The sequence below is a fragment of the Streptococcus sp. SP8 genome, assembly GCF_030440045.1.
GTDB classification, from domain to species: Bacteria; Bacillota; Bacilli; order Lactobacillales; family Streptococcaceae; genus Streptococcus; species Streptococcus parasanguinis_I.
Map to the genome: position 1 here is coordinate 1 of NZ_JAQFJL010000011.1, position 26,053 is coordinate 26,053.

The 26,053-nt window shown below is 41.8% G+C and carries 26 protein-coding genes; 16 read left to right on the forward strand and 10 right to left on the reverse strand.

Annotated features, from left to right (window positions below):
* The first annotated feature begins 239 nt into the window (after window positions 1–239).
* Entirely contained in the window at window positions 240–1,133 is an 894-nt protein-coding gene (locus PCY11_RS07685; protein WP_155124702.1) for an Rgg/GadR/MutR family transcriptional regulator, read from the forward strand.
* Here the strand turns inward: PCY11_RS07685 and PCY11_RS07690 are convergent.
* The 8 genes from PCY11_RS07690 to PCY11_RS07725 form a co-directional block, all read right to left on the reverse strand.
* A complete protein-coding gene (locus tag PCY11_RS07690; protein ID WP_071132119.1) occupies window positions 1,121–2,779 on the reverse strand; it encodes a recombinase family protein in 1,659 nt (552 codons plus the stop codon). The genes PCY11_RS07685 and PCY11_RS07690 overlap by 13 nt on opposite strands.
* 108 nt (window positions 2,780–2,887) lie before the next feature.
* Window positions 2,888–3,190 (reverse strand): hypothetical protein, encoded by a 303-nt coding sequence (locus PCY11_RS07695; RefSeq protein WP_071132118.1) that lies wholly within the window; start codon window positions 3,188–3,190, stop codon window positions 2,888–2,890.
* Window positions 3,187–4,551, reverse strand: a complete 1,365-nt coding sequence (locus PCY11_RS07700) for a relaxase/mobilization nuclease domain-containing protein (protein WP_071132117.1) — start codon at window positions 4,549–4,551, stop codon at window positions 3,187–3,189. The genes PCY11_RS07695 and PCY11_RS07700 overlap by 4 nt, the downstream gene beginning before the upstream one ends.
* Window position 4,552: 1 nt before the next feature.
* Window positions 4,553–4,897, reverse strand: a complete 345-nt coding sequence (locus tag PCY11_RS07705) for a hypothetical protein (RefSeq protein WP_071132116.1) — start codon at window positions 4,895–4,897, stop codon at window positions 4,553–4,555.
* Window positions 4,898–5,543: 646 nt separating this feature from the next.
* On the reverse strand, window positions 5,544–5,969 hold the full coding sequence (locus PCY11_RS07710) for an RNA polymerase subunit sigma-70 (RefSeq protein ID WP_071132115.1): 426 nt from the start codon (window positions 5,967–5,969) through the stop codon (window positions 5,544–5,546).
* 511 nt (window positions 5,970–6,480) lie between these two features.
* Window positions 6,481–6,654 carry a cysteine-rich KTR domain-containing protein gene (locus PCY11_RS07715; protein WP_011528024.1) on the reverse strand — a complete coding sequence of 58 codons (174 nt, stop codon included), beginning with the start codon at window positions 6,652–6,654 and terminating at the stop codon, window positions 6,481–6,483.
* Between the two features lie 51 nt (window positions 6,655–6,705).
* Window positions 6,706–8,625 carry a tetracycline resistance ribosomal protection protein Tet(O) gene (gene tet(O) / locus PCY11_RS07720; protein ID WP_155124703.1) on the reverse strand — a complete coding sequence of 640 codons (1,920 nt, stop codon included), beginning with the start codon at window positions 8,623–8,625 and terminating at the stop codon, window positions 6,706–6,708.
* Window positions 8,626–8,991: 366 nt separating this feature from the next.
* Window positions 8,992–9,366, reverse strand: coding sequence for a TnpV protein (locus tag PCY11_RS07725; protein ID WP_054353813.1), 375 nt, complete (start codon window positions 9,364–9,366; stop codon window positions 8,992–8,994).
* Window positions 9,367–9,730: 364 nt separating this feature from the next.
* Here PCY11_RS07725 and PCY11_RS07730 point away from each other — a divergent pair, with 364 nt between their 5' ends.
* Together PCY11_RS07730 and PCY11_RS07735 are read left to right on the forward strand one after the other, a co-directional pair.
* Window positions 9,731–10,975 carry an MFS transporter permease gene (locus tag PCY11_RS07730; RefSeq protein ID WP_214259471.1) on the forward strand — a complete coding sequence of 415 codons (1,245 nt, stop codon included), beginning with the start codon at window positions 9,731–9,733 and terminating at the stop codon, window positions 10,973–10,975.
* Window positions 10,976–11,118: 143 nt separating this feature from the next.
* The gene (locus PCY11_RS07735) at window positions 11,119–11,775 is read left to right on the forward strand and encodes a CBS domain-containing protein (RefSeq protein WP_214259470.1); all 657 of its coding nucleotides are present in this window, start codon (window positions 11,119–11,121) and stop codon (window positions 11,773–11,775) included.
* Window positions 11,776–11,816: 41 nt separating this feature from the next.
* Here PCY11_RS07735 and PCY11_RS07740 read toward each other — a convergent pair whose 3' ends face one another.
* Entirely contained in the window at window positions 11,817–12,704 is an 888-nt protein-coding gene (locus PCY11_RS07740) for a YitT family protein (RefSeq protein ID WP_129824015.1), read from the reverse strand.
* 149 nt (window positions 12,705–12,853) lie between these two features.
* Here PCY11_RS07740 and tmk point away from each other — a divergent pair, with 149 nt between their 5' ends.
* The 8 genes from tmk to PCY11_RS07780 all read left to right on the forward strand — a co-directional run bounded on the left by tmk (window position 12,854) and on the right by PCY11_RS07780 (window position 18,910).
* Window positions 12,854–13,492 carry a dTMP kinase gene (tmk, locus tag PCY11_RS07745; RefSeq protein WP_024055247.1) on the forward strand — a complete coding sequence of 213 codons (639 nt, stop codon included), beginning with the start codon at window positions 12,854–12,856 and terminating at the stop codon, window positions 13,490–13,492.
* Complete coding sequence (locus PCY11_RS07750) at window positions 13,489–14,382, forward strand: DNA polymerase III subunit delta' (protein ID WP_070466368.1); 894 nt, start codon at window positions 13,489–13,491, stop codon at window positions 14,380–14,382. Before tmk ends, PCY11_RS07750 begins: the two co-directional genes overlap by 4 nt.
* Window positions 14,383–14,391: 9 nt before the next feature.
* Entirely contained in the window at window positions 14,392–14,712 is a 321-nt protein-coding gene (gene yabA / locus PCY11_RS07755; RefSeq protein WP_003005416.1) for a DNA replication initiation control protein YabA, read from the forward strand.
* Between the two features lie 2 nt (window positions 14,713–14,714).
* Complete coding sequence (gene rsmI / locus PCY11_RS07760) at window positions 14,715–15,572, forward strand: 16S rRNA (cytidine(1402)-2'-O)-methyltransferase (RefSeq protein ID WP_301362664.1); 858 nt, start codon at window positions 14,715–14,717, stop codon at window positions 15,570–15,572.
* 17 nt (window positions 15,573–15,589) lie between these two features.
* The gene (locus PCY11_RS07765; protein ID WP_070449310.1) at window positions 15,590–16,171 is read left to right on the forward strand and encodes a GNAT family N-acetyltransferase; all 582 of its coding nucleotides are present in this window, start codon (window positions 15,590–15,592) and stop codon (window positions 16,169–16,171) included.
* Complete coding sequence (locus PCY11_RS07770; protein ID WP_070449312.1) at window positions 16,155–16,646, forward strand: methylated-DNA--[protein]-cysteine S-methyltransferase; 492 nt, start codon at window positions 16,155–16,157, stop codon at window positions 16,644–16,646. The genes PCY11_RS07765 and PCY11_RS07770 overlap by 17 nt, the downstream gene beginning before the upstream one ends.
* Before the next feature lie 5 nt (window positions 16,647–16,651).
* Complete coding sequence (locus PCY11_RS07775) at window positions 16,652–17,005, forward strand: arsenate reductase family protein (protein ID WP_049491206.1); 354 nt, start codon at window positions 16,652–16,654, stop codon at window positions 17,003–17,005.
* Window positions 17,006–17,368: 363 nt separating this feature from the next.
* Window positions 17,369–18,910, forward strand: a complete 1,542-nt coding sequence (locus PCY11_RS07780; protein WP_070449313.1) for an ABC-F family ATP-binding cassette domain-containing protein — start codon at window positions 17,369–17,371, stop codon at window positions 18,908–18,910.
* 475 nt (window positions 18,911–19,385) lie between these two features.
* On the opposite strand, the gene PCY11_RS07785 is transcribed toward PCY11_RS07780, so the two are convergent.
* On the reverse strand, window positions 19,386–20,231 hold the full coding sequence (locus tag PCY11_RS07785; RefSeq protein WP_070449670.1) for a peptidylprolyl isomerase: 846 nt from the start codon (window positions 20,229–20,231) through the stop codon (window positions 19,386–19,388).
* Between the two features lie 239 nt (window positions 20,232–20,470).
* On the opposite strand from PCY11_RS07785, the gene PCY11_RS07790 reads away from it, so the two are divergent.
* The 5 genes from PCY11_RS07790 (at window position 20,471) to PCY11_RS07810 (ending at window position 26,047) form a co-directional block, all read left to right on the forward strand.
* On the forward strand, window positions 20,471–21,235 hold the full coding sequence (locus tag PCY11_RS07790) for a hypothetical protein (protein ID WP_049522642.1): 765 nt from the start codon (window positions 20,471–20,473) through the stop codon (window positions 21,233–21,235).
* A gap of 68 nt (window positions 21,236–21,303) precedes the next feature.
* The gene (locus PCY11_RS07795) at window positions 21,304–22,182 is read left to right on the forward strand and encodes a hypothetical protein (RefSeq protein ID WP_049522641.1); all 879 of its coding nucleotides are present in this window, start codon (window positions 21,304–21,306) and stop codon (window positions 22,180–22,182) included.
* Window positions 22,163–23,038 (forward strand): hypothetical protein, encoded by an 876-nt coding sequence (locus PCY11_RS07800; RefSeq protein ID WP_049522640.1) that lies wholly within the window; start codon window positions 22,163–22,165, stop codon window positions 23,036–23,038. The genes PCY11_RS07795 and PCY11_RS07800 overlap by 20 nt, the downstream gene beginning before the upstream one ends.
* Complete coding sequence (locus PCY11_RS07805) at window positions 23,031–23,534, forward strand: hypothetical protein (protein ID WP_247926572.1); 504 nt, start codon at window positions 23,031–23,033, stop codon at window positions 23,532–23,534. Before PCY11_RS07800 ends, PCY11_RS07805 begins: the two co-directional genes overlap by 8 nt.
* A 152-nt stretch (window positions 23,535–23,686) precedes the next feature.
* Window positions 23,687–26,047, forward strand: a complete 2,361-nt coding sequence (locus PCY11_RS07810) for a DNA translocase FtsK (RefSeq protein ID WP_070845969.1) — start codon at window positions 23,687–23,689, stop codon at window positions 26,045–26,047.
* Window positions 26,048–26,053: the final 6 nt, after the last annotated feature.

Sequence of the window (26,053 nt, forward strand, 5' to 3'; positions counted from 1 at the left end):
CGCAGTGGTTGAGTGGGCTCTACTACGCTGATTTCATCAGCTTTTACAGCCCTACTCAACTGTGCGGAGGTGGGACGACGAAATCGAATTCTAACGAATTACCGATTTCTGTCCCACTCTCTTTTTTCATTTTTACTGGCTAAGATTTTTTCTTAGTAAAATAATTTAAAATATATAATTTCCTTTATTAATATGGTAAAATAAACGTAATTACTAATGATTGAAATGGATTATAAGTTATGCATATAGATCGAAAAATTCAATTGGGTGAATTATATAAGGAACTGAGAATTGCCAGAGGCTTAAAACAAAAGGATGTTGCTAGGAAAGGGTTAAGCATAGCACAATTGTCTAAATTTGAAAATGGGCAAACGATGTTAAGTGCTGATAAATTATTAATAGCGATAGAATCAATCCACATGACTTTTGAAGAGTTTGGCCATAAATTAAATAATTATGAATTACCTAAAGATATTATTTTAGGTAAGAAGATATCCACTTTATTTTTGAAACAGGATATTAAAGGATTAGAGTATCTATTAACCGAAGTATTACAGAGTGAAGAGACGGATCGATATCAAAGAATTCAGTCATTCATTATTGAAAATGCGATACATTCATTAGATCAAAACTATGAAAGAAATATAGAAGATAGAAAAGTGTTGGTAGATTATCTATTTTCAATCGAATCTTGGACATGGTTTGAATTATATGTATTTGGGAATACCATGACTTTAATTTCTGATGAAGATTTATTATTTTTTGGAGATCAGCTTGCGGAAAGGACTAAAGATTATAATTTTCTTAAACACAATTTAAGTTCTTTAAAATTAACGTACATAAATTTAATTGGCGAATTGATTTTAAGAAAAATTGATACTCAAGTTCCATTGTTTATACTCGAGCTAGAAAAGCTTTTTTTCCCATATGATATGCTAGAAATCATGTTGTTAAAATTTTTAAAATTAGTAAATGGTTACTTAAAGTCAAAAAATTCTAAAAAGGAAATTAAACAATTTATAGAGTCTCTTCGAGTTGTTGGTGATGAGTTAAACCAGATAGGGATAAAAATAGATATGTATCGGCAGGAGTACAGATTTACTCCTGCTTTCGCCTTTATTCAGGCGGTTTGACGTGTAGTACGCCGCATATATTCCCGCTCCATTTCCCGCATTTCCTCGTCTGTGGGAATATCCACAATCCCGACATAGGAATAGTAAATGTCGATTTGCTGTGTCCGTTTCCCGTCCTTTTTCTCACGCTCATGGATTACGATTTTATCCACAAATGCGTTTAGGATTTCGGGCGTGAGTTCGTCAATGCGGGTATATTTCTTCGTGACGGCTATCAGCTTTGCTACATTGGTCACTTCCATATCGGCTTGGCTGACCTCTGCGGTCAACGCTTCGATTTCACGCTTTAACTGTCCCTGCTCCGCTTCATATCCGTCTGACAGCTTGTAAAAGCGTTCGTCATTCAGTTTTCCGCTGACATTGTCCTCGTAGATTTTGCGGAACAGGCGGTCAAGCTCATCCATCCGCTTTTCGTCTTTTTCTATCTGTTTCTGCTTTGCGGACAGTTCGTATCGGCGTTCCGCAAGGGTGGTGTCTATCTGCCGTCGGATAAATACCCGCTCAAACTGCTGTAAATAGGACAGGAAATGCTGAAGCTGTTTCAAAACCAACTGGTTTAATGCGTCCTCTCGGATATAATGCTGCGTGCAGTTCTGCGTGCGGCTCGTCCGTTTGTACTGCGAACAGCGGAAATGGGCGTATCCGTTGGCAGTGGCAAGGCTTAACTTTGCCCCGCAGTCGGCACAATAGAGCAGTCCAGAAAACATGCTCGTAATCCCGCTTTTGTTCGGTCTGCGTTTGTTTTCCCGTATTATCTGTACCTTTTCCCATATATCCCTGTCAATGATGGGGGCATGGGCATTTTCGATATACGCCCGCCTGTCCTTTGCGGTGGGGATGCGTTTTTTGCTCTTAAAGCCAAGCCTTGTGGATTTGAAGCTTTCCGTTATGCCGATATATGCTACGTTTTCCAGAATGGCGGCTACGGCAGATGTTTCCCAGCAATACGGGTCTTCCGACACTTTTGCAACGCCGATTCCCTTTGACGCTTTGTAGGCTGACGGGGTAAGCGTCCTGTCTTTCCAGAGGGTTGTGGCTATGGCAGACACGCCCTTTCCCTGCATGCAGAGGGAGAATATCCTGCGGACGACTGCCGCCGCTTCCCCGTCCACAAGCCATCGGGTCTTGTCATCTGGATTCCGTAAATATCCATAAGGCGGCGCACCCAGATGTTCGCCTGCAAGCCCCTTCGCTTTCTTAACTTCCTTTACCTTTTTGCTCGTGCTTTTGGGATACCATTCGTTAAAAAGGTTGGTAAAGGCGGCAAATTCATTGCTCTCAAGGCTGCCAGTGTCCACGTTGTCCATGATGGCGATGAACCTCACGCCCGCTTCGGGATAGATGATTTCGGAGTAAGAGCCGACCTCAATATAATTCCTGCCGAAGCGTGACAAATCTTTGACAATGACTGTCTTTACAAGCCCTTTTTCAATATCCGCCGACATTTCCTTAAAGCTTGGGCGGTCAAAATTCGTACCCGTATAGCCGTCGTCCACATAGAATTTCGGGTTAGGGAAACCGTGTTCCTTTGCGTACTTCATCAGATATTCTTTCTGGTTTACAATGCTGTTGCTCTCGCCTTCCCGTCCGTCGTCCTGGCTTAAACGGCAGTACAAGGCGGTAAATTTTTCCTGCTGTCTTTTCATAAGGTTCTCCTTTCCGACAGCAGACACGGTATTGTGAAGTGTAGGTACAGTGTACCATACCTGTCCTCAAACTTCAACGCTTTAAAGCGGTAATTCTTCTGCGGTCTGCTATGCTCCGTCATCGCCACTCCAATCCCCGTCATTATAACATTCATATCCCTGCATGCCACGCATAAAAATATCCGTAAGCTTGGAAAGCAAATCCCGCCCGTCCTTTCGGAAATGGGCGTCGACGGTGTATTCCGTGCCGCCGATTTTCTCGGTAAAGCTCATCTGCTCTGGAACACGGACAAGGGGAGTGACGTTTTGGACGGGCGGCAGAGGGGGATATACTTTATCGGGATTTACCATAGGGGCGTCCCTGTATTCCTCCATGATTGCCTGTATTTCTTCTTCGGACTTTCTGCTCATCGCAATGATTCCTCCCTCCTGCGGTCTGTTTTGCCTGCCCTCCCGTTCTGGTTTGAACGCTGTTTTTCAGCCGTATCGTGGATTTGGTTTAAACAATCATCAATGTGGGCAGAGCGTTTTTCAATTCCATCCGCATATTTCAGCCGCTTTCGCAGTTCTGTTATCTGCTCCGTCACTCCGTTTTTTTCTTCTCGGAGCGTTTCTTTCTCGGCGGGTGAAGCACGCCGTATCTTATTCTGCAAGTGCCGCCGATAGTCGGTAAGCATGTCCATTTCCGTCTGGTTTTTCTCCCTGTCGGCGTGCAAATCGGAGAGGGTGGAGATGTCATGCTCTGACATATAGCGTACCTGTGCGGTAATCTCGTCCAGTTTCCGAAGCTCCTCTTTCATCAGCGGGCTTGTCGGCTTGTAGTCCGTGCCTTTCGGGAATATCCCCAACTGATAGCACCAGTAATAATACAACGCTAAGATTCCCGTGGTTTTCTGGTGCGGTTTCCAAGCCTTTTTATATTCCTCTGGCATATGGGGAGAGTAGGAAATCCTCGCTTTATAGTTCCCGTACCTTGCCCTTGTGCCTAAATGTGAGCGGATAAAATCGGGCGTTAAGCGTTCATCAAGCGTATCTAATCTTGTAAAATGCTTATACTGCGGCAGCTTCATCTTCCAATGCCCGCCCGAAAAATCAACCTCGTAGCCTTTGTCGGTAAGGTATCTCATCATGTGCGGAATATCCCGACTGCCGCTGATTGCCTCCGCCAAATCTTCCAGATAGACGTTGTAGCGTGTCGGCTTGCCGCTCTTTTCATCCAGATACAGCGGTCTTGAAGGGGCTTTCTTCGGGTTCTCAATCACCGATAATCCGTACTCTCTGCACAAGCGGTCTGACGTTTCCCTTAGCCGTTTCTGCTCCGATTTTGAGTAATTATATTTGCTCCCATCCAGATAGGAAACGGAGTTGAAGCAGAAGTGGTTGTGGAGATGCCCCCTGTCAAGGTGGGTGGCAACGATTATCTGGTACTTGTCGCCCCACATCTCCCTTGCCAGTTTCAAGCCGATTTCGTGGCATTGTTCGGGCGTTACCTCGTCTGGCTTGAAGCTCTGGTAGCCGTGCCAAGCGATATACCCGCCTGTCTTCTGGTACTGCTTTTTCGTCAGAATCATCTGCTGTAACGCTGTTTCTTTTAAACAGTTGATGGCGGAAACAAACTCTCCATTGTCCGTTTTCTCTGGATTTTTCACATAGGAGAACACGTCAAAGAAGTCCTGCATCTCCTTATTCGGCACGGTCTTTTCTGGATTTTCCACATAAGAAATCAGGTCTTTCAACCGTCCTTCGATGTGCCAGAGGCTCGTTGCCGCCATATCAGACTACCCCTTTCCCTGCATATTTTTCCATATCAAACGGTTGTGGCATAGTAAATCTCTGCTGCAAATCCATCACTAACTGCTCAATCTCCTTACAGATTTCAGCGGCGGCAGGATAGAAAGGGACGCATTTTCTGAAAGCATCATGCACTTCATAGAGCTTGCCTAGCAGTTCCCAAAACTCGGTTTGCGGCATTGGCTGTGGGGCATTTCCCCTGCATAACTGACGCATAAATTCTGCTGCGGACAGACCGCAGGCGGATGAATACTGCTTTAATTTTTCATGTTCTTCTTCGCTCAATCTAAAAGTAATGCATACTTTTTCTGATTTTTCTCTACTCATTTTTCTTAATCCTCCAGTCTTATTTTTTCTTTTATCGGGGTAGCTAGGGGCGCTGGACGTCCAGTGGACGTCCGCTTAGCGCCGACCGAAGCGGAGCGTAGACCTGTCCCCTAAGTTAGTACACACGCCTTTAGGCTGTGGATTGGGATTGTGGCTGACACAATCCGATGCTCGCTATCCCTGCGGACATCTCCGCAGGGCAACTTTTCTGTGCAGCGACATTCTTTATACCTGCCCTTACCCTCCGAAAAGAAAATCCTATGTGCTTCCACCTCCGTTCTGGATTTGATTACCTTTGACTTTTGGATAAATGAAAAAGCCGCTGCACCACACCACGAACGACAAGAGGATTCCCTCTCAATCTGATTCGCAATGTTATGTAGCGGCTTTGAAATTCAAAACCCATGTCAGCCTTGTCGATTGACCAACATTTCAATTTTATATCTATGTACTTATTTAATTTTCAATCTTCCAATTTCCCCATTAGTATTTTAGAATACCATAGCGGCAATATGGCTGTCAAGATTTTGCACAAACTTTTTAGTATTCCCTATGGACAGGGATTTTATTCACTTATTCTAAAATTGGGCGGGAGAATTTTATCCCCCACCCAATAGCCCATAAGAAAGCGTGCTGTATTAGATGCCTATAAAATCTTCTGCAACTTTTTTCTGAGATGGTCTAACCGTGCATAGATAGCACCCGTCGTTAAATGCACAAGCGGGGCAATCTCTTTTGTGGAATAGCCCTGCATTTTCAGCAGAACGATTTGCAGAGTACGCCTGTCCACCGTAAGCAATGCCTGATACAGATTTTCATCCTCGATTTCATCTAATAAATCCGTAACGGTCTTTATCTCGGATGATTGCTCTTTGTCTGCCATTCCCTCAAGGTATTCCCCGAAATCGCTTGTCCAATGGTAAAACCGCCTGTTGGAATTAAAGTCTGCCCTGTCGTCTATACGGATTTGTTCAATGGTAGTTTCATCAACTCCATGTTCCCGCAACACTTTTTCCTCGGCTTCTTTCCAGATACGCCACTTCCTGTCCTCACGTCCGTTGTTATATGCCATTCTTTTTTCCTCCAATCAATCTGAATTGAGCAGGCTTTAGCCTGCGATGAAATGTAAAAATCCAGATGGAGAGGCGGGGAACGACACCCAAAACAAGTAACAGCCCTGCGGCGTATTCCGATAAAAAACGACAAAAGAAAAACCGCAAAGGCTCTGTGACCTCTACGGTTATGGGAAATACTAATTCTGTTGTATGGAGATTGTACTTCTACCTTCATGGTGAGAAGTACCGTTGCACTGGCAGGGATTTTTTTAACTGGCTTCCTGCCAGTCCCTGATATGCTATGTATAGATAAACTTTGCTTTATATAAGCAGATGAATAACCGCCCGAAAAAAGAACATAAAAAAATCCCTCCAAATTTAAAAACAAATTCAGAGGGTAATTTAGGGTATAACAAAATAACCCACCCGAATATCGTTTTTTTTATTTGGTGAGTTTGTTCTTTCAAATACGAAACAAAAAGAGCCGATGATTCGTGAATTGTTCCACAATTTCATCGGCTCTGCGTCTTAAGCGTCTGGCTCTTTGATGACAGTTATCTTCAAGTTGTCAACTTTAATCAAGCTTTCTTGTCTGCATTTTGGACAATAAAGGGGATAATTCTCCAAAACAGTGTCCTTCCTAATTTTATTACGGGTTTTGCTCCCACAAACAGGACACAATATCCATTCGCATTTCATCATAATTAGTCTCTAATCCTTTCAAATCTCATTTTATATGACTTTTGCAAGCTGTTAAGCTAACTTGTGGAACATATGCCGAACCTTATCTATACGGCTATTCGGGCGGCGGGGTTGGCAAATAAATTTACCAATAGCTGGCTGGTATCCTTTTAACTCTGTCAAGCAGACTCCCTGCCCATTTGTGAAATAAGTTAAATCGTTCCTGTATTCTTGAATACATCTGGCAGGGATTTCTCCTTTCAGAATGACCTCGTCATTCTTTACCTGAGTACTTACAATATCTGCACAATACCTTGGGGCATCATGATACGCCCGTGAGAGATATTCCTGCGGTGCATAAATTTCAAAGTGGAGATATGGCTCTAATAGTTCTGTCCCTGCTTTTTTTAAAGCCTGCTCCAATACGATAGGGGAAAGCAGCCGAAAGTCTGCGGGGGTACTTACAGGACTATAATACAATCCATATTCAAAACAGATTTTACAGTCTGTCACTTTCCATCCATACAGCCCCTGCTCGCAGCCATAAAGAACCCCCTCCATAACCGCATTTTGGAACGATTGGTTTAAATATCCAAGTGAAACTCTGCTTTCATACTGCACTCCGCTTCCAATAGGGAGCGGCTCTATGGACAACCCGACAGAAGCCCAGAAAGGATTTGGCGGGACTTCTATGTGGATGGTATATTCTGCTTTTCTAAGCGGTCTTTCCATATATATAACAGTAGGCTCTTTTATTTCTGCCTCCACATGGTATTTTTCCTCAAGGATGGCACAAATGACTTCCATCTGCACATTCCCCAAAAAAGAAAGTATAATCTCATGCGTTGTAGTATCCACATAATATTTTAAAAGAGGGTCGCCATCTGAAATTTCTGTAAGTGCCCCAAGCAATATTTCCCGCTGTTCAGATTTCTTTACTGCAATCGTTGTTTGGAGCATAGGGAGAGGATTTTCAATAAATGCTCTCTGCGGCAACAGCATTTCGTTCCCCAAAATACTGTTTAGCTGCAAAACATCATTTGGTAAAATTACAATATCACCAGAGCAGGCTGTATCGGATGAATATAATTCACCGTTTGTCGGAACACACATCTCTGTGATTTTTATTTTCTCTTTTTCAGATATTTTAATAACATCCCTCAAATGCAATGTTCCGCTATATATACGCACATAAACAAAACGCCGCCTTTTCTCTGAATATTCAATCTTAAAAACCTGCCCGCATAGTTCAGATTGACCTTCAGGCGTTGATGAATAAAACTTACTGGCAATCACTTCTATAAGCTGCCGAATCCCCAGATTGTTTTTAGCACTTCCGTGATAAACGGGAAATAACGTTCCGTTTTGGAATCTCCTGTTTTCTTCCTGTTCCAGTTCTGACATTTTAAACGGTTTCCCTGACATATATTTCTCTAATAGTTCATCGTTTCCCATAATTACCGCATCCCACTGTTCCATATCGTCATTGTCCGTTACATTTATATGGGGATGCTGCCCAACCTTTTGCTTCACTATAATTTCCGAAGAAAGCTTTGCTTTCATTTCTTGATATACCATTGGCAAATCAATCCCCTCTTGGTCAATTTTATTGATGAAAAAAATTGTCGGAATCTTCATTGTCTGTAGTGCATGAAACAGTATACGGGTCTGTGCCTGTATGCCATCCTTTGCAGAAACTAATAATACTGCTCCGTCTAATACGGATAAAGAACGGTATACTTCCGCCAAAAAATCCATATGGCCTGGCGTATCTATAATGTTGACTTTTACATCCTCCCACTGAAAAGATGTCACTGCTGTCTGGATAGTGATTCCCCTTTGACGCTCCAAATTCATTGTATCTGTCCTTGTTGTGCCTTTATCTACGCTCCCTGGTTCTGCAATTGCACCACTGGTATACAATAAACTCTCCGTTAATGTTGTCTTTCCTGCGTCAACGTGAGCCAGAATGCCTAAGTTAATTATTTTCATGTGATTTTCCTCCTATCAACACCCAAAAAAGGGCATAAAAATACCCAGTGATAAATACTCCTATCACTGGGTAAATAACTCCAATAGCCCCAAAACACTTATATGTTTTCGGGCATATAAAATTACATGATAAAAGTATTCTTAAACTGGGTACAAAAAACTAAGCCCCATATTAAAAGTGAAACGGGACTGCTACTTTTTGTTCCCACTATCAAATTGACAGTTTATTTAAGAATACCTTGCCGCATATTTATTAACTCCTTGTATAATACTGAATCTAATTATATTCCTTAACCCTTTATTTGTCAAGCTGACAAACTAAAGCAGAAAAAGCGGCAGGATTTCCCCCTGCCACTAATCATCTGTTTATGCAAAAATAATTTCCTTTTCCACAATCTCCCTCGCACAAGCCCTTATGTTATTCATTCTTCCAGTCCATTTTAAGGCGTTTTCTGCCTTTAACTGTTCTGTTATGCCCTGTGCTTGTTTCATGCCCTCTATGAGCCGTTCAAAGCGTTCCTGTGCCTGTCTGTCAATGTCGGCAAGGTAAGCATTGAGCCTGCCGCTTGTGAGAAGATTGGTGTATGTAATTTTGCGGTACTCCCGCAGATAGTCCAAGTGCCGCCGTCCGAATAAGTCTATCGGCTGTTCCTTTTCGGGTGGTATGGTAAGGCAGGGTAAAATGTATTCGCCTTGCCGTTCGTATCTGCCGCCCATTTCCTCAAAGATTGATTGTACCATTTGTTTTTCCTCCAAATAAGATATTCACTCCATAATCATGTCTGCTATCATTAACACAATTTACGTTTTCTCCTTATCTGGTTTCATTCATAGTCAACTGATTAATATTTTAGAGGTAAAATTGGACCAGTTTGGGATACATATAAATTAGGCAAAAGATCAGATGTATGAGACAGGATATTTCATATTTGAAACTCTGTTAAATATTTAAAATTTAGTAGTAAACTATATTTAGATATAACAATTAAATACTTCGATATTTCGTTAATTCATATAAAAGAAAAAGTAATTCTGAAAAACTTAAAAATATTTTTTATTTGAATGAAGTTATGTCTATCAAGTTTCTACTAGAAAGGTATAGCAGATGAAAGTTTTTTTAAGAAATATTTTTTTTAGGAATCTGGTCTTGTCTAGTTTCTTCGATGATTTAGGATCAACTATTTATAATCTTGTTTTTGTAGTATTTGCAGCAAGTATGGCGAATAGTAAATTGGCGGTTGGTGTAGCAAGTTTTATACAATATATTCCAACGATTTGTTCTCTTTTTATTGCAATGCAGGCTGATAAAACAAAGAATAAGAAATTGTGGTTGCTATTATTAGGATATATACAAGCAGTATTATTTATTATGGTTGCGTTCTTATCGAAAGAAAATTCATGGCTAGTTTTCTCGATTGTATGTTTCATAAACATCCTATCAGATTGTATTGCAGAGTACAGAAGAGGCCTAGTATTACCTATGTTTCAGTCACACATTCCCGAAGAAGACCTGATGGAAGCGTACTCTTTTGATCAAGTAATTAGTCAAATAACTTTGATTTCTGGTCAAACTTTGGGAGTTTGGTTACTAACGATTTCTCATAATAATTTCTTCTTTTTAGCTACGATAAATGCTATTAGTTTCTTATTATCATCGATGGTATTGCTCAAAATCCAAAGACAATTGACACATCCAGAAGTTAATTATTCACCAGAAAATGGGTTTATCTCACAACTTAAGAACCTTTACAAAAATAGTAAAAGTATATTTAAATATCAAGAGAAAGTACGTTTTGGTCTAATGATTTTTTCAATTTTAGGATTAAATTCGCTAGGCAGTGCTATTTTAATAATGTACAATTTGAAATTTACAGAAATAACTCCTTTTGGTTTATCTTTTGCTCAGTCGGTGTTTTTACTTCAAACAATATTATTTGTTTCAGCCCTAATTGGTGGAATGACCCCTAATGATTATTTTTCTAAACTTTCACTTATTAAAATACTTCAAATAGATAGTGGATTATTAATAGTAATAGGAATATGTGGTTGGATAAATGGTTTGGAAATTATTTCCTTTAGTGTGTTGGCATTCATGATGTATCTTAGTAGTAAGGTAAATCCCAAATTAAATAGTCTCTTAATGGCAAAACTTCCACCGGATATTCTTGCACAAACTAGTAGTTTTTTTAAGGTTATATCAGTATTATCAATGCCAATAGCAACCATTTTATTTACAAGTTTATCTATGTGGAGCTCTCAGTTTGCCTGGGGTATATTCTTATTATTATCCATTGTGGTATTTGTACTTTCCTTATTTTCTAATAAATCGGTTGCTAGTGACTATGATTAGTTTACAAGATTAAATGTTGCATAAAAAGGTACGTGTGTTTGATTTTTCTAAATTTTGAAAACAAGAGAAAACTGCTGAAAGCGTTTGAAATCATTCTTAAAATCAAGTATAATAAAACTAATAAAAGCATAGGAGAACTTGTTATGGCTGTTAAAGATTTTATGACACATAAAGTGGTTTACATTAGTCCAGATACTACAATTGCCCACGCGGCAGATTTGATGCGCGAACAAGGTTTGCACCGTTTGCCAGTCATTGAAAATGATAAATTGGTTGGTTTGGTGACAGAAGGTACGATTGCAGAAGCAAGTCCATCTAAAGCTACAAGCTTGTCTATTTTCGAGATGAACTATCTCTTGAACAAGACTAAGGTTAAAGATGTCATGCTTCGTGATGTCATTACCGTCTCTAAATTTGCGAGCTTAGAAGATGCGACCTACCTCATGTATAAGAACAAGGTGGGAATTCTTCCAGTCGTGGACAATGACCAAGTATCCGGTGTCATCACAGACCGTGATATTTTCCGTGCCTTCCTTGAAGTATCCGGTTATGGAGAAGAAGGAGTTCGTGTTCGCTTTGTGACTGAAGATAAGGTTGGCGTTCTCGAACAAATCATTCACTTGATTGTAGAAGAAGGGTATAACATCGCCAATACAGTCAATATCCCAACCAAAGACGATCGTGTGGTTATCGAAGTCCAAATTGATGGGGTGACAGATCTAGAAGGAATCCGTAGTAAATTTGAAGCCAACGGTTTGAAAGTCGATGAAATCACTCGAACAACCGCAAAAGTAATTTAATAAAAAATCAGGCTGGATGACAATCCAGTCTGATTTTTGTATTAACGATTAATGGGTTGTTTTTCTTTATCTAAAGTAAAGCCTTCGCCGAGAATTTCATGGGCTTCAGAAATGGTGATGAAGGCGAATGGATCAATCTGATTGATGATGTCTTTCATTTGTTTCATCTCATTCCGCGAAACGACACAGTAGACAATATCCAGGTCCTTACGGCTGTAATAGCCCATCCCGCGGATAAAGGTAATCCCGCGACCCAGGTCGTCAGATACCTTTTGGGCAATTTCTTCTGGTTTAGATGTGACGATAAGGAAGCCTTTTCCAGCAAAACCACCTTCTCCAATCAAGTCGATCACAAGGGTGTCAATCAGGATAAAGAAGAGGGTATACATAGCCGTACGGACATCTTGGAAGACAACGACAACAGTTATCAGAACAATGGCATCTACAATCAACATGAGTTTTCCCATACTGAGGGAAGTGTATTTGTTAAAGATGCGAGCGAGGATATCTGTTCCTCCAGTAGTTCCACCAGCATTGAAGATGATCCCTAGCCCCAAACCAAGCACAACCCCTGAGGCGATACAGGCAAGCAGAATATCTCCTTTAAAGGCTGTAAAGATAAAGTGATGGTAGTGGTGGCTGAGGGGCATGGCTTCAAAAATCGCCATCCAAGCCGAAACCGAGAAAGTCCCAAGTAAGCTCAGATAAAGAGATTTTTTGCCCAGCAGTTTCCAAGCCAGAACGAAGAGAGGGATATTGATCAGCAAGTTCATCAGGGATACGGGGACTTTTAAGAGGTAATAGGTGATCAAGGTAATCCCTGTCGCTCCTCCTTCATAGAAGTGAAAGGGAATGACCAAAAAATAGATCCCAAATGAAAAAATGCCGGCCCCCAAGATGATAGCCAGAATATCTTTAAATTTAAACATGATAGGTTGTCTCCTAAAACTTTATAAGAACATTGTAACAAAAAAGTGAAAAAATGAAAATGACTTTGAAAAATTTTCTCTCCTAAAATACAAGATTTTTACCCTTATTTTTGGTAAAATAAAAAGAAGAAAACTAGAAAGAGGATACTATGGTAAACGGTACATTAATTTCATTTGAAGGTCCAGAAGGAGCGGGAAAATCATCGGTCCTAGAAGCCATTTTGCCTCTACTTGAAGAAAAAGGAATTCCTTTTATTACAACCCGTGAACCAGGTGGTGTCGACATTGCCGAAAAGATCCGCCAAGTCATTTTGGATCCAGACCATACTAGTATGGATGCCAAGACCGAGTTGTTGCTCTATATTGCTAGTCGCCGGCAGCATTTGGTGGAACGTGTCCTGCCAGCCCTTGCAGCTGGGAAGGTTGTCTTGATGGACCGCTTTATTGACAGCTCGGTCGCTTATCAAGGGTATGGTCGCGGTCTGAGTGTGGAAGATATCGAGTGGCTCAATCAATTCGCGACAGATGGTCTTAAACCAGACCTCACCCTTTACTTTGATCTGGATGTCGAAGAAGGGCTCGCTCGAATTGCCAAAAACCAAGAGCGGGAAGTCAATCGTTTAGATTTGGAAGGATTGGAGCTTCACCAAAAAGTCAGACAAGGTTATTTGGCCTTGTATGAAAAGGAACCAGAGCGCATTGTGAAAATCGATGCCAGTCAATCCTTTGAAGCAGTCTTTGCGGATGTCTTGGCTGTTTTAGAAAATCGCTTGGGGATATTGAAATGAAGCTAGAAGAGATCCAACAGCTCCAGCCAGAATTGGTGGAGCGCTTCACCCAGATCTTGGAACACAAACAGCTCAGTCATGCTTATCTCTTTACGGGTTCTTTTGCCAGTTTTGAGATGGCCCTCTTGCTAGCTCAAAGTCAATTTTGCGAAGATTTGCAGGGAGTCTGGCCTTGTGGCAAATGCCGTTCCTGCCGCTTGATTGAAGAAGAAGAATTCTCAGACGTAAAGATCGTGCGTCCAGTCAACCAAATCATTAAGACTGACCGCATTCGCTCGCTCGTTCAAGACTTTTCTCAATCAGGATTTGAAGGAAGTCGGCAGGTCTTTATCGTCCAAGATGCGGATAAGATGCATACCAATGCGGCCAATTCTCTCTTAAAAGTCATGGAGGAGCCCCAGAGTGAGATCTATCTCTTCTTGTTGACTTCCGATGAAAACTTGATCTTACCGACCATCAAGAGTCGGGCCCAGCAGGTCCATTTTCCTAAAAAGCAAGCCTACCTAACCGAACTGCTAGAAAAAGAAGGCTTGATCAAATCACAGGCAAATTTAGTAGCTCGTTTTAGTTTTAGTCTCGAAGAAGCAGAGCAGCAAAAAAGGAATGCCACTTTTTTTGAACTGGCCAAAATTTGTGATCAATTCATCGAACGTTGTCAATCCAATTTAAATCGTGCTTATTTGGAAGTGACCCGCTTAGTGAGCCTAGCAGATGATAAGGAAAAACAAAGCCAGGCCTTTCGTTTGATGGAGTTGGCTTTAGAAGAGCAGTTGTGCTTGAGTCGCTCCCAGCAGTTGCTTGAGAAATTGAGTCTTGCTCGCAGGATGTGGAAGGCCAATGTTTCTTTTCAAAATGCTCTAGAATATATGGTTTTGAGCTTAGAAAGTTAAGGAGTCAGAATGAATAAAAAAGAATTATTTGATGCTTTAGACGGCTTTTCTCAGAATTTGTTGGTCACCTTGGCTGAAGTCGAAGCCATCAAGAAAAATTTGAAACAAGTCATCGAAGAAAATACAGCTCTTCGCTTAGAAAATGATAAATTGAGAGAGCGTTTGGGGGAAGTGGAGAAGACTTCATCCGCAAAGTCACAACACCATGGTCGTGAAAATTTGCAACGTATTTACAACGATGGTTTTCATATCTGCACTTATTCCTATGGTCAACGCCGTGAGAACGATGAAGAGTGTATGTTTTGTGACGAGTTGTTATTTAGGGAGTAAGCATGCAGATCCAACGAAGTTTTAAAGGGGAAAAGAAAACTGGGGTGCTTTACTTGGTCCCAACACCGATCGGTAACCGGGAGGATATGAGTTACCGCATGGTCCAGACCCTAAAGGATGTGGACTTGATCGCAGCTGAGGATACTAGAAATACAGGCCTCTTGCTCAAGCATTTTGAGATTGCGACACCCCAGACCAGCTTTCATGAGCACAATGCCATGGAGAAAATTCCAGATCTGATCGCCCATTTAGAATCTGGAAAAGACTTAGCGCAAGTCTCAGATGCAGGACTCCCTAGTATTTCTGACCCTGGTCATGATTTGGTCAAGGCAGCGATTGAACGCGAGATTCCTGTCGTAGCTGTGCCTGGTCCTAGTGCAGGTATAACGGGTTTGATTGCCAGTGGCCTAGCCCCTCAACCTCATATTTTTTATGGATTTCTGCCTCGCAAAGAGGGGCAACAAAAGGCCTTTTTCCAAGAAAAAGTGGCCTACCCTGAGACTCAGATCTTTTATGAGTCGCCCCATCGGGTGAAGGCGACCTTAGAGAATATGTTGGCTGTCTATGGGGATCGTCCTGTCGTATTGGTTCGTGAATTGACAAAGATCTACGAGGAATATACTCGCGGCAGTATTTCTGAGTTAGTCGCATTTCTTGAAGAAAATCCTCTCAAAGGGGAGTGTCTCTTGATCGTCGAAGGAGCCAAGGAAGAAGAGCTAGACCTAGAAGAGGTCGACTTGATCCAAGAGATCGATACCTTGGTCCAAGAGGGGATGAAGAAGAATCAAGCAATTAAACAGGTCGCCAAACAATACGGCTTGCAAAAGAGTGAGCTCTATGCTCGTTACCATCAAGAGTAGGAAAGGTTGGAAGCAGGATGGAAATTAGAATGGCTTATCCCAACGAGATTAAGCGAATTATGGAAATCATCCAAGATGCCAAGGAAAGCCTGGCTCAAAGACAGGTCGACCAGTGGCAGGATGGCTATCCAGATGAAGAGATCATTTTTGAGGATATTCTAGAAAGTCGTGGCTATGTGGCCGTTGAAGACCAAGAGGTCGTAGCCTATGCAGCTGTCCACAAGGGAAATGAAGCGGCCTATAATGAGATTTACGATGGCAAGTGGGAGCATGACAACTATATGTATATCACTTTTCACCGTGTCGCTGTAGCCAAAGAAGCTGCTGGCAAAGGGGTAGCTCAGACCTTCCTTCAAGGTTTAATCGAAGGGGAAAAAGGACCGGATTTCCGTTGCGATACGCACCCAGATAATCTGGTCATGCAACATTTGCTTGAAAAATTGGGCTACCATTATTGTGGAAAGGTCCCTATTGATGGAGTCCGTATGGCTTATCAAAAGATCAAACGAAAAGCAGAAACTAGTCTATTCCAAGTGGTCTCAGAAGAAGACCGCTGGGACCAAAGAGCAGAAGCAGCCTACAATGACTCTCTATCTTAAACAATTTTATGAAAGCCCTATGGGGCTTCTTTCGATCATTGTCAGTGAAGAAGGCCTTGTAGAGCTTGATTTTTATGATCCGAAAGAGGAGGCGCCTGATTCCTATGGGGCGCTGGAGCAGGTCCATCCCTACCATGAGAAGGTAATGGAGTGGTTGGACCACTATTTTGCGGGGGATCCAATCGCTATCAGTTTTCCACTAGCACCGCAAGGAACAGCCTTCCAAGAGCGTGTGTGGCAGTTATTGCGAGAGATCCCATATGGTGAGACCAAGACCTATGGCCAGCTGGCCCAGGATCTTTCTTGTGGTTCAGCCCAGGCCGTGGGACAGGCTGTCGGACGCAATCCCTTGACGATCTTAGTCCCTTGCCACCGTGTGATGGGAAAAGATGGACAACTGACGGGCTACGCGTCTGGACTCGATCGCAAACGCTGGCTCTTACACCATGAAGGAATTACCTGGAAGGAGAAGTGAAATCGATGTATACCTTTATTGAATATCCAAAATGTTCGACTTGTCGAAAGGCTAAATCAGAATTGGACGGTCTCCAATGTGAGTTCCAAAGCCAAAACATTGTCACAGAAACACCGACTAGCAAAGAATTGCAAGACTGGATGGCAGCATCTGGCCTACCGATCAAGTCTTTCTTCAATACTAGCGGAATGAAATACCGTGAACTCGGTTTGAAAGATAAGGTGGATCAACTGACAGTGAAAGAAGCGGCGGATCTCCTTGCTTCAGACGGTATGCTGATCAAGCGGCCTTTGCTTGTCAAAGACGGAAAAGTTGTTCAAGTGGGCTACCGAAAACCATACGCAGACTTAGGTTTGTAAAAGAAAAGGGAGTTGGATTTTCTTCAGATCTATAATAAAGGTATGCCAGAAGCTTTCCTTGGGTGAGTACGGACGTCAGCGAACTTCAAAGAAGTTCCATGACTTAGTTTTGAGCCTAAGGTCTCAAAACTCCCGAGTGCTAGAAACAATAATGTTTCTAGCACTTTTCTCACGGCGGAAAGTTTCGGTATATTCTTTATGAGATTCATAAGTTAGAACTTATTTTGATTTCTTGACAAAATCGCGTAACCTATCTTACTTATAATTTATTTATATATATTCTAAAGGGAGTTGGGCTCCCTTTTCATTTTGTAGTGAAGATGATATAATCATACGAGTGAAATCAATGAAAGAGAGTCAAGCATGAGTATTTTAGAAGTGAAAAATTTGAGTCACGGTTTTGGGGACCGTGCGATTTTTGAGGATGTGTCCTTCCGTTTGCTAAAGGGAGAACATATCGGTCTTGTCGGGGCCAATGGTGAAGGGAAATCCACCTTCATGAGCATCGTGACGGGCAAGATGCAACCTGACGAAGGGAAGGTCGAGTGGTCTAAGTATGTGACGGCAGGTTACCTGGATCAGCATTCGGTCTTAGAAGAAGGACAAACGGTTCGCGATGTCTTACGGACCGCTTTTGATGAGTTGTTCACAGCTGAAGCTCGCATCAATGACCTCTATATGGCCATGGCGGAAGAGGGAGCCGATGTTGATGCTCTGATGGAAGAGGTTGGAGAACTCCAAGAGCGTCTAGAAAGCCGTGATTTTTATACCTTGGATGCCAAGATCGATGAAGTGGCGCGTGCTCTTGGGGTTATGGATTTTGGCATGGACACGGATGTGACTTCCTTATCAGGTGGGCAACGGACCAAGGTCCTCTTGGCCAAACTCTTACTTGAGAAACCAGATATCCTTCTCTTGGACGAGCCGACCAACTACTTGGATGCAGAGCATATCGATTGGCTCAAACGCTACTTGCAGAATTATGAAAATGCCTTTGTCCTCATTTCCCACGACATTCCTTTCTTGAATGATGTGATCAATATCGTCTACCATGTGGAAAATCAGCAGTTAACCCGCTATTCAGGAGACTACTACCAATTCCTTGAAGTCTATGAAATGAAGAAATCGCAATTGGAAGCGGCTTATGAGCGCCAGCAAAAAGAGATTGCTGATTTGAAAGATTTCGTAGCCCGCAATAAGGCGCGTGTGGCGACACGGAATATGGCCATGTCTCGTCAGAAGAAGCTGGACAAGATGGAACTTATTGAGTTGCAAAGTGAGAAACCAAAGCCATCCTTTGAATTTAAAAATGCCCGGACTCCTGGCCGCTTTATCTTCCAGGCCAAGGATCTCCAGATTGGGTATGATCGTCCTTTGACCAAGCCTTTGAACTTAACCTTCGAGCGCAATCAAAAGGTGGCCATCATCGGGGCCAACGGGATCGGGAAAACCACTCTCTTGAAGAGCTTGTTAGGAATCATCCCGCCGATCGCTGGAGAAGTCGAGCGGGGAGATTACCTAGAGCTTGGTTACTTCGAGCAAGAGGTCGAAGGTGGCAATCGTCAGACACCGCTTGAGGCGGTCTGGAATGCCTTTCCGGCTCTCAACCAAGCAGAAGTCCGTGCCGCCCTTGCCCGTTGTGGTTTGACCACCAAACATATCGAGAGCCAAATTCAGGTGCTATCTGGTGGGGAGCAAACCAAGGTACGCTTCTGTCTCTTGATGAACCGTGAAAACAATGTCTTGGTACTAGACGAGCCGACCAACCACTTGGATGTGGATGCCAAAGATGAATTGAAACGGGCTCTGAAAGAGTACAAGGGATCGATTCTCATGGTTTGCCACGAGCCAGATTTCTATGAAGGCTGGATGGACCAAATCTGGGACTTTAATGAATTGACGTAAAGACAAAAAGAGAACTGCATGGTTCTCTTTTCAGATTCTTCTTAGAAACTTTCCTTAGGTGAGTACGGAGGTTAGGTGAAATTATCCAGTGGATGATTTCAGCAATCCAGGAAGTTCCATGACTAATTATTGAGCCTAAGGTCTCAATAATTCCGGGTGAGAGTGGGACAGAAATCGGTAATTCGTTAGAATTCGATTTCGTCGTCCCACCTCCGCACAGTTGAGTAGGGCTGTAAAAGCTGATGAAATCAGCGTAGTAGAGCCCACTCAACCACTGCGTCTTGCTCGACAATCCAAAAATAATTGAGGGGCTAGGACTTTTGTCCCAGCCTCACTTTTCTCACAGCGGAAAGTTCCAGTAGATGAATGTCTTAAATAATTAGAATTCATTTTTTTTACCAATGAATCTACTAGCTAATTTTATGTAAATTGTTTATCAATATCTTAAAAAGAGAACCTCTCGGTTCTCTTTTCATTATTTCTTGAAATCATAGTCTTTTAAGATTTCAATTTTTTCAATTTTGATATCTGTTTTTGGTTTGTCCTTATCATCAGTTTCGGCAGAGGCGATTTTATCGACCACATCCATGCCATCGATCACTTGGCCAAAGACAGTGTAGTTACCACCATCGAGGGTTGGATTTCCACCATTTTTATAAGCATCGATGATCTTAGCTGGGAAGCGGTCAGTTGGGAGTTTACTTGAAATATCATCCTTATTTTGGTTGATATAGAATTGACTACCATTGGTATTTGGACCAGAATTGGCCATGGCAAGGGCTCCACGAAGGTTGTAAAGGTATGGAGAATACTCATTTTCAAAACCAGTACCTGAATCTTTGGATTTGTCTTTGCCCTTCCAGATGGATTCGCCACCAGTACCATCTCCCTTAGGATCCCCAGTTTGGATCATAAAGTTGTTAATAACACGGTGGAAAAGCAAGCCATTGTAGTAGCCTTCTTTTGCATGGGTCAAGAAGTTTTCAACTGCAAGGGGCGCATATTTAGGGAAGAGCTTCACAGTGATATCGCCTTCAGTTGTTGTGATTTTAACCTCTGCTTCGTCTTCAGCCACATCAGTTGAGAGTTGTGGGAAGACGGCATTTTCATTGGTCATGGCATCGTTAAAATCTTTGCGCAGTTGTTCTAATTTCTTTTGTTCTTGTTCAATTTTCTTTTGATCTTTTTCACTAGAGCTAGAAGTTGCTGTCTGCTCTGTCTTTTCTTTGCTTGAACTTGAAGAGTTAGCATCAGTCTTATTAGACGAACAAGCTGTCAAAGCCAAGCCGGAAAATAATAGTAGTGCGATTAATTTTTTCATATTCTTCCTTTCCAACATAGTTGTCTTTCTCTATTGTACCTTAATTTTGCGATACTTTCAAATCTGGACGGGATTCTCTATTTTCTGAAGTTGTTTCAAGATTGATAACATTTGATAAATCACTAATTAAGAAGGAAGTTGCATATAGATAGATAATTCGGTATGATGGAAGATAAGTTGATTTGGTGGAAAATGAACGAATTCCCTCAAAAACCGTATCATGAATAGGAGGCTACAAATTGGATTATAAAACTCTACGCAAAAACTATAGACTCTATATTAGATCTGCAGGCTTGTTAGCAATGCTTCTGATCTTTTGCATTGGATTAGTGGTCAGGGATAATCTTCTTCAGACTGCTGGCGTTTTATTGGTTATTGCATGCTTGATTTTATTCATCCAATTGCTCAAGAAAAGCTACACCAACAAGTGCAACACCTTGCTCCATGTAGACTTAGATTTAGCTTTTTGGCAGCAATACCTTCAGTTGAACAAGAATGTGAAAAAAGCTATTTCACAGATAGATATTAAGCTGACATCGGTTGCCTATTCTTTTATGATGGGAGATTTCGATACTGTCATAAAAGAAGCTAGGGAAGCACTTAGTCAGACGGATTATCCGCAGAAATATAAAAACTTTTTTGAAAGTTATCTCATGCGATCAACTGTCCTGACAGATCCTGATTTGTCTAGAGGAGAACTGGAGGGTCGGTTGAATGAATTGACTATCACAGACCCGACACTGGCTGAGAAAACAAGAAAGGTCTGTCTTGCCCTTTATGATTTAACCATTGCGCATCAAAGCAATGACTATTTCGAAGATTTAAGCAATGATTTCAAGTACCAGCAGTTGGAAATTATCTACTACCAAGCCTTGAATGCCACTCTTAAAGGTGATCAGCACAGAGCCAATGATCTCTTTCACAAGTTAGTTTCAGAAGATGAATCACTTTATATTGTTCGAAAGGCTAAACAATACTTGAAGGATGAAGGCAATCATCTGTAAATTCTCCAATCGAAATAGAGATTAAATGAAAGAACCTGAAAAACATAAGGAGTTGTTGGAAGATAAAAATGAAGAAATCAATCTTTAATGCCAATTTTTATGAGAGCCGTCGTTTGCGTCATGATGGCTTTATCGATTATATGGTCAAGGACACAAATAGTCGAAAAATCTACACAAAGCCATTTAGTATTGCGAGAAAACTATTCTCATTTATGGGGATTTTGTTCCTGTTTGGACTATCAGCAATAACCGATTCAAATATTGCCCATCCACAGAATGGCATGACTGTGAAAACTTGGGGCATCAATTTTTTGCCATTCTGGTTATTTTTCTTGTGCGGTTTTTTGTGGTATGCCATAAGTAAAGTCAATTGTAGAAAACAATACATTGCAAAAGTTCCATATGTTAGCATTCTAAATGGAAACTTGTATATAATATGGATGATATTGTTTGTTAATTTATTCTTTATTAGTGGTTTTGGGAGAACTTTAACCATTCCTGGTTTACTTGTAATTTATTCTCTAATTGGAATCATTGATGGGATGATTATTCGAAAAAGAATATCTTCAATTCGAACTCGATTATATGAAAAACAAACTGATAATGGTTCTCAATCTAAACAAATTCAATTAGTTACAGGATTTGCTGGAGGAATTGTTGCAATTTGGATGGTTTTAAAATTCTTTTTTCCACAAATCGGAGAAGTTAGAACCGATATTATAGGTGTAGTATCAGTGATTGGTATGATATTTCTAATGAATGTGATATTTTTGGGTATGTATTTTATATTACTTTTGCCCCATTCACTATATGGTTACTATCGAAATAAATATTCAGAAGAATATCGAGAGTTCGAAGGAAAATCACTGGAAGAGTGGTATGGTAAGAAGTACCTGAAAAAACACAAGGAGTTGTTGGAAGATAAGAATGAAGAAATCGATCTTTAAAGCCAGTTTTGAAGAAAGTCTCAATCTCGAAGACGATGGGTTTGTAAAGTTACAGCAAGAGCAACATGATAAGACAGCGAAATTTTTTAAGAATGGGCATGCTTCTCTTTGGTTTCGAATTCGAAGTTTTATTTTATCCCTTATTTTTCCTGTCGGTTTTAACTTCTTTCTGTTGATTGTATCAATGGAATTTCATGAAAGCAAGACGTTAACTCTTCCAATAGCTAAGCATGAATCCTTAACAGTAAATGTATTTTTAATCTTGGTTCTCATTTGGCTTTCTTTCGTTGTGATTGGAAAGTGGGTGAAACGAGCTTACCTGTTACCATATCGCTATCAGTTTCACGTTTTTACATTTTTGGTTTGGTTCATATTGGAAATAGATCTAGTTGTTTTTGACATTTTATTGGCCAATCTATCCACTGCAGAAATCATTGCCATTTATGGAATCATGATGATAGCAACTTACATGCTGTTTACAATTGCGTTAGCAGGATTAAGAAAACTTATGTATGCAGAGGCTTCGGAAGATACTTTCCTTAATAAGATCGCAAAAATGATTTCTCTTTATGGGATGGCTATTTTAGGAATAGGGATCATTATCAAGCATATTTTGGGAATCTTTTCATTAGATGTTTCAACTTCCATCAAGGCATTTGGCTTTTTATTGCTGTGGATCTTTTGTAATATAGTAGTGCTTGCTGTCAGTGCTTTTATAGGCTTACCATACTTCCTTCAAGCATATTACAAATGGAAATTTCCTGAAGAATACCGTGAATGGGAAGGCAAGTCTGTAGAAGAATGGTATGGGAAACAATACCTGAAAAAACACAAGGAGTTATTGGAGAATGAATAAGAATTTTAACCAGATGTCATTTGATGAATTGAAATGCTACCGTAGGGAAGGTCTATGGAGATCTTTGGGCTTATTACTGGTCATTACTTTAGTGATTACGGGAATGGTCTTGATGGAAGTGAACCATGTTTCTCCGTCCAATCAGAATCGTTTTCGGGTGATTGGGTTGACAACGGTCATTGCGCTCTTTGGCTACCTGAAGCCTCTGATGGCGGTAAATCGTGTCATGCGAGACCATCCGGATTGGATTAAGAAATCAGGTTTCGGAGCAAAAATTCCCTTGCCTATGGCTTGGCATGTCAAAAGACTTTGCGTCCTTGGAGCGAGTCTACTGGTGATTGGAGTAGGATTTACCTCACTATATAAACCACAAGTCCAACAAACAAATGTACAAGATCAAATCGATATCATTCAAATGGATCATGACTTGGAAAGAGAGCAAAAATTCAACCAAGTTCTAGATACCATCACACCGGAGGATAAAAAATCTGAGTAAGAACCATTTTGGAATTTGAACATCATTGAATATCGTTCTAAACAGCTCTAAAGAACAGTACCCAATCGGTGCTGTTTTTTTACTTTATTTTGAAAAATTGAGGAAATGATTTTACTAGAGAACTGGCTTGGAAATGTGATATAATAAAGGTTATGGCAAACAATAATCAATCAAAAAAAACACGGTCGACGAGACGACTGTCCAAAGCAGAATTAGAAAGAAAAAAAGCGATTCATCGCATGATTGCGACCATTCTGATTAGTCTGGTTTTAGTTTTTGCGACCTTGAAATTGGGAGCAGTAGGTGTCTTGGCCTACAACTTGATCCGACTGTTTGTTGGGAGTTTGGCTTACTTGGCTATTTTAGCGACCTTTTTCTACCTCTATGCCTTTAAATGGCTGGACAAACACGAAGGGGTGATTTCAGGATTCCTAAGCTTCTTTGCTGGGCTTCTCTTGATGTTTCAGGCCTTCTTTGTATCCTCCCTTCATTTAGACAATAATGGGATCAAGGTCACCTTTTCAAGAATCATGGCAGACTTGATTCATCTGCGAGTGGAGAGCTTTGCCGGTGGTGGTATGATAGGTGCCCTTCTTTATGCTCCTATTTCCTTCCTCTTTTCAAATATTGGCTCTTATTTTATCGGCCTTCTCTTTATTGGATTGGGGATTCTCTTGATGAGTCCTTACTCCATCTATGATTTGTTTGAAAAGGGCTCGGAAGCCTTCCATTCTTCTATGGAAAAACGTAAAGAGCGTCGCGAGCAGAAATTCCTTGAAAAGGAAGCGAGAGCTGCTGAGGAAGCCGCGGCAGCTGAAAGAGAGCAAGAAGAAGCAAGTGCAGTTCTTCCAACTCCCCTTTCAATGGAAGGGCATCCTGTAGACCCTGAAACGGGAGAGGTGTTGGCGGAGGAGCCGTTCACAGAGTCCTTCCCAGAAGCCGAAATTGTCGCACCAACCACACCAGAGATCTACCTGCCAGATGAAGAATGGCCTGAAGAGCCTGAAGCATACGAAGAGTTTCCGGAAGCCGAAGAATTCGAGGACGATGGGGAAGAAGTTCAAGTAGATTTCACACCTAAGGAACTCCTTCAGTACAAGCTTCCAACGATTGATCTCTTCGCACCTGACAAGCCGAAAAATCAATCCAAAGAGAAAAACATCGTTCGTCAGAATATCCGCATTTTGGAAGAGACCTTTGCAAGCTTCAATATCAAGGCGACAGTGGAGCGGGCGGAAATCGGTCCTTCTGTTACCAAGTATGAGGTTAAGCCAGCTGTCGGTGTGCGGGTCAACCGCATCTCTAACCTAGCAGATGATTTGGCCTTGGCCCTAGCTGCCAAGGATGTGCGGATTGAAGCACCGATTCCAGGGAAGTCTCTGGTCGGGATTGAAGTGCCCAACTCAGAGATAGCGACCGTTTCCTTCCGTGAATTGTGGGAGCAGTCCAAAACAGATCCGGCTAAACTCCTTGAGATTCCTCTTGGGAAGGCTGTAGATGGCTCGGCTCGGACCTTTGATTTGGCCCGGATGCCCCACCTTTTGGTCGCGGGGTCTACCGGATCTGGTAAGTCAGTAGCGGTCAATGGGATTATTTCGAGTATCTTGATGAAGGCTCGTCCGGACGAAGTCAAGTTTATGATGGTCGATCCAAAGATGGTGGAGCTTTCTGTCTACAATGATATTCCTCACCTTTTGATTCCAGTGGTGACCAATCCACGCAAGGCTAGTCGGGCCCTGCAGAAGGTCGTTGATGAGATGGAAAATCGTTATGAACTCTTCTCGAAAGTGGGCGCTCGGAATATTGCTGGCTTTAATGCCAAGGTTGCGGAGTACAATGCCCAGTCTGAGATGAAGCAAGTGCCCCTTCCATTGATCGTGGTCATTGTCGATGAGTTGGCAGACTTGATGATGGTCGCAAGTAAAGAAGTGGAAGATGCCATTATTCGTCTTGGACAAAAGGCGCGTGCAGCAGGGATCCACATGATCCTTGCGACCCAACGGCCATCGGTTGACGTTATCTCAGGTTTGATCAAGGCCAATGTGCCTTCCCGTGTCGCTTTTGCGGTATCATCTGGGACCGACTCACGGACCATCTTGGATGAAAATGGAGCAGAGAAATTGCTCGGTCGCGGAGACATGCTCTTTAAACCGATTGATGAAAATCATCCGATTCGTCTACAGGGATCCTTTATCTCAGATGACGATGTCGAGCGGATTGTCAACTTTGTCAAAGAGCAGGCAGAAGCTGATTATGATGATGCCTTTGATCCAGGAGAAGTATCGGAGTCAGACTTTGATGGAGGTATGGGTGGCTCAGACGAGGGTGATCCTCTCTTTGAAGAGGCCAAAGCACTCGTCATCGAGACCCAAAAAGCCAGTGCTTCGATGATCCAGCGCCGCTTATCGGTTGGTTTTAACCGGGCGACTCGCCTCATGGAAGAGTTGGAAGCAGCGGGTGTGATTGGACCAGCTGAAGGGACCAAGCCTCGAAAAGTATTGCAACAATCATAAGGATAG

Bases quoted from the DNA above. Each gene is read 5' to 3' on its own strand.
- PCY11_RS07685 (WP_155124702.1), top strand. From the start codon at position 240: ATGCATATAGATCGAAAAATTCAATTGGGTGAATTATATAAGGAACTG.
- PCY11_RS07690 (WP_071132119.1), bottom strand. From the start codon at position 2,779: ATGAAAAGACAGCAGGAAAAATTTACCGCCTTGTACTGCCGTTTAAGC.
- PCY11_RS07695 (WP_071132118.1), bottom strand. From the start codon at position 3,190: ATGAGCAGAAAGTCCGAAGAAGAAATACAGGCAATCATGGAGGAATAC.
- PCY11_RS07700 (WP_071132117.1), bottom strand. From the start codon at position 4,551: ATGGCGGCAACGAGCCTCTGGCACATCGAAGGACGGTTGAAAGACCTG.
- PCY11_RS07705 (WP_071132116.1), bottom strand. From the start codon at position 4,897: ATGAGTAGAGAAAAATCAGAAAAAGTATGCATTACTTTTAGATTGAGC.
- PCY11_RS07710 (WP_071132115.1), bottom strand. From the start codon at position 5,969: ATGGCATATAACAACGGACGTGAGGACAGGAAGTGGCGTATCTGGAAA.
- PCY11_RS07715 (WP_011528024.1), bottom strand. From the start codon at position 6,654: ATGATGAAATGCGAATGGATATTGTGTCCTGTTTGTGGGAGCAAAACC.
- PCY11_RS07725 (WP_054353813.1), bottom strand. From the start codon at position 9,366: ATGGTACAATCAATCTTTGAGGAAATGGGCGGCAGATACGAACGGCAA.
- PCY11_RS07730 (WP_214259471.1), top strand. From the start codon at position 9,731: ATGAAAGTTTTTTTAAGAAATATTTTTTTTAGGAATCTGGTCTTGTCT.
- PCY11_RS07735 (WP_214259470.1), top strand. From the start codon at position 11,119: ATGGCTGTTAAAGATTTTATGACACATAAAGTGGTTTACATTAGTCCA.
- PCY11_RS07740 (WP_129824015.1), bottom strand. From the start codon at position 12,704: ATGTTTAAATTTAAAGATATTCTGGCTATCATCTTGGGGGCCGGCATT.
- tmk (WP_024055247.1), top strand. From the start codon at position 12,854: ATGGTAAACGGTACATTAATTTCATTTGAAGGTCCAGAAGGAGCGGGA.
- PCY11_RS07750 (WP_070466368.1), top strand. From the start codon at position 13,489: ATGAAGCTAGAAGAGATCCAACAGCTCCAGCCAGAATTGGTGGAGCGC.
- yabA (WP_003005416.1), top strand. From the start codon at position 14,392: ATGAATAAAAAAGAATTATTTGATGCTTTAGACGGCTTTTCTCAGAAT.
- rsmI (WP_301362664.1), top strand. From the start codon at position 14,715: ATGCAGATCCAACGAAGTTTTAAAGGGGAAAAGAAAACTGGGGTGCTT.
- PCY11_RS07765 (WP_070449310.1), top strand. From the start codon at position 15,590: ATGGAAATTAGAATGGCTTATCCCAACGAGATTAAGCGAATTATGGAA.
- PCY11_RS07770 (WP_070449312.1), top strand. From the start codon at position 16,155: ATGACTCTCTATCTTAAACAATTTTATGAAAGCCCTATGGGGCTTCTT.
- PCY11_RS07775 (WP_049491206.1), top strand. From the start codon at position 16,652: ATGTATACCTTTATTGAATATCCAAAATGTTCGACTTGTCGAAAGGCT.
- PCY11_RS07780 (WP_070449313.1), top strand. From the start codon at position 17,369: ATGAGTATTTTAGAAGTGAAAAATTTGAGTCACGGTTTTGGGGACCGT.
- PCY11_RS07785 (WP_070449670.1), bottom strand. From the start codon at position 20,231: ATGAAAAAATTAATCGCACTACTATTATTTTCCGGCTTGGCTTTGACA.
- PCY11_RS07795 (WP_049522641.1), top strand. From the start codon at position 21,304: ATGAAGAAATCAATCTTTAATGCCAATTTTTATGAGAGCCGTCGTTTG.
- PCY11_RS07800 (WP_049522640.1), top strand. From the start codon at position 22,163: ATGAAGAAATCGATCTTTAAAGCCAGTTTTGAAGAAAGTCTCAATCTC.
- PCY11_RS07805 (WP_247926572.1), top strand. From the start codon at position 23,031: ATGAATAAGAATTTTAACCAGATGTCATTTGATGAATTGAAATGCTAC.
- PCY11_RS07810 (WP_070845969.1), top strand. From the start codon at position 23,687: ATGGCAAACAATAATCAATCAAAAAAAACACGGTCGACGAGACGACTG.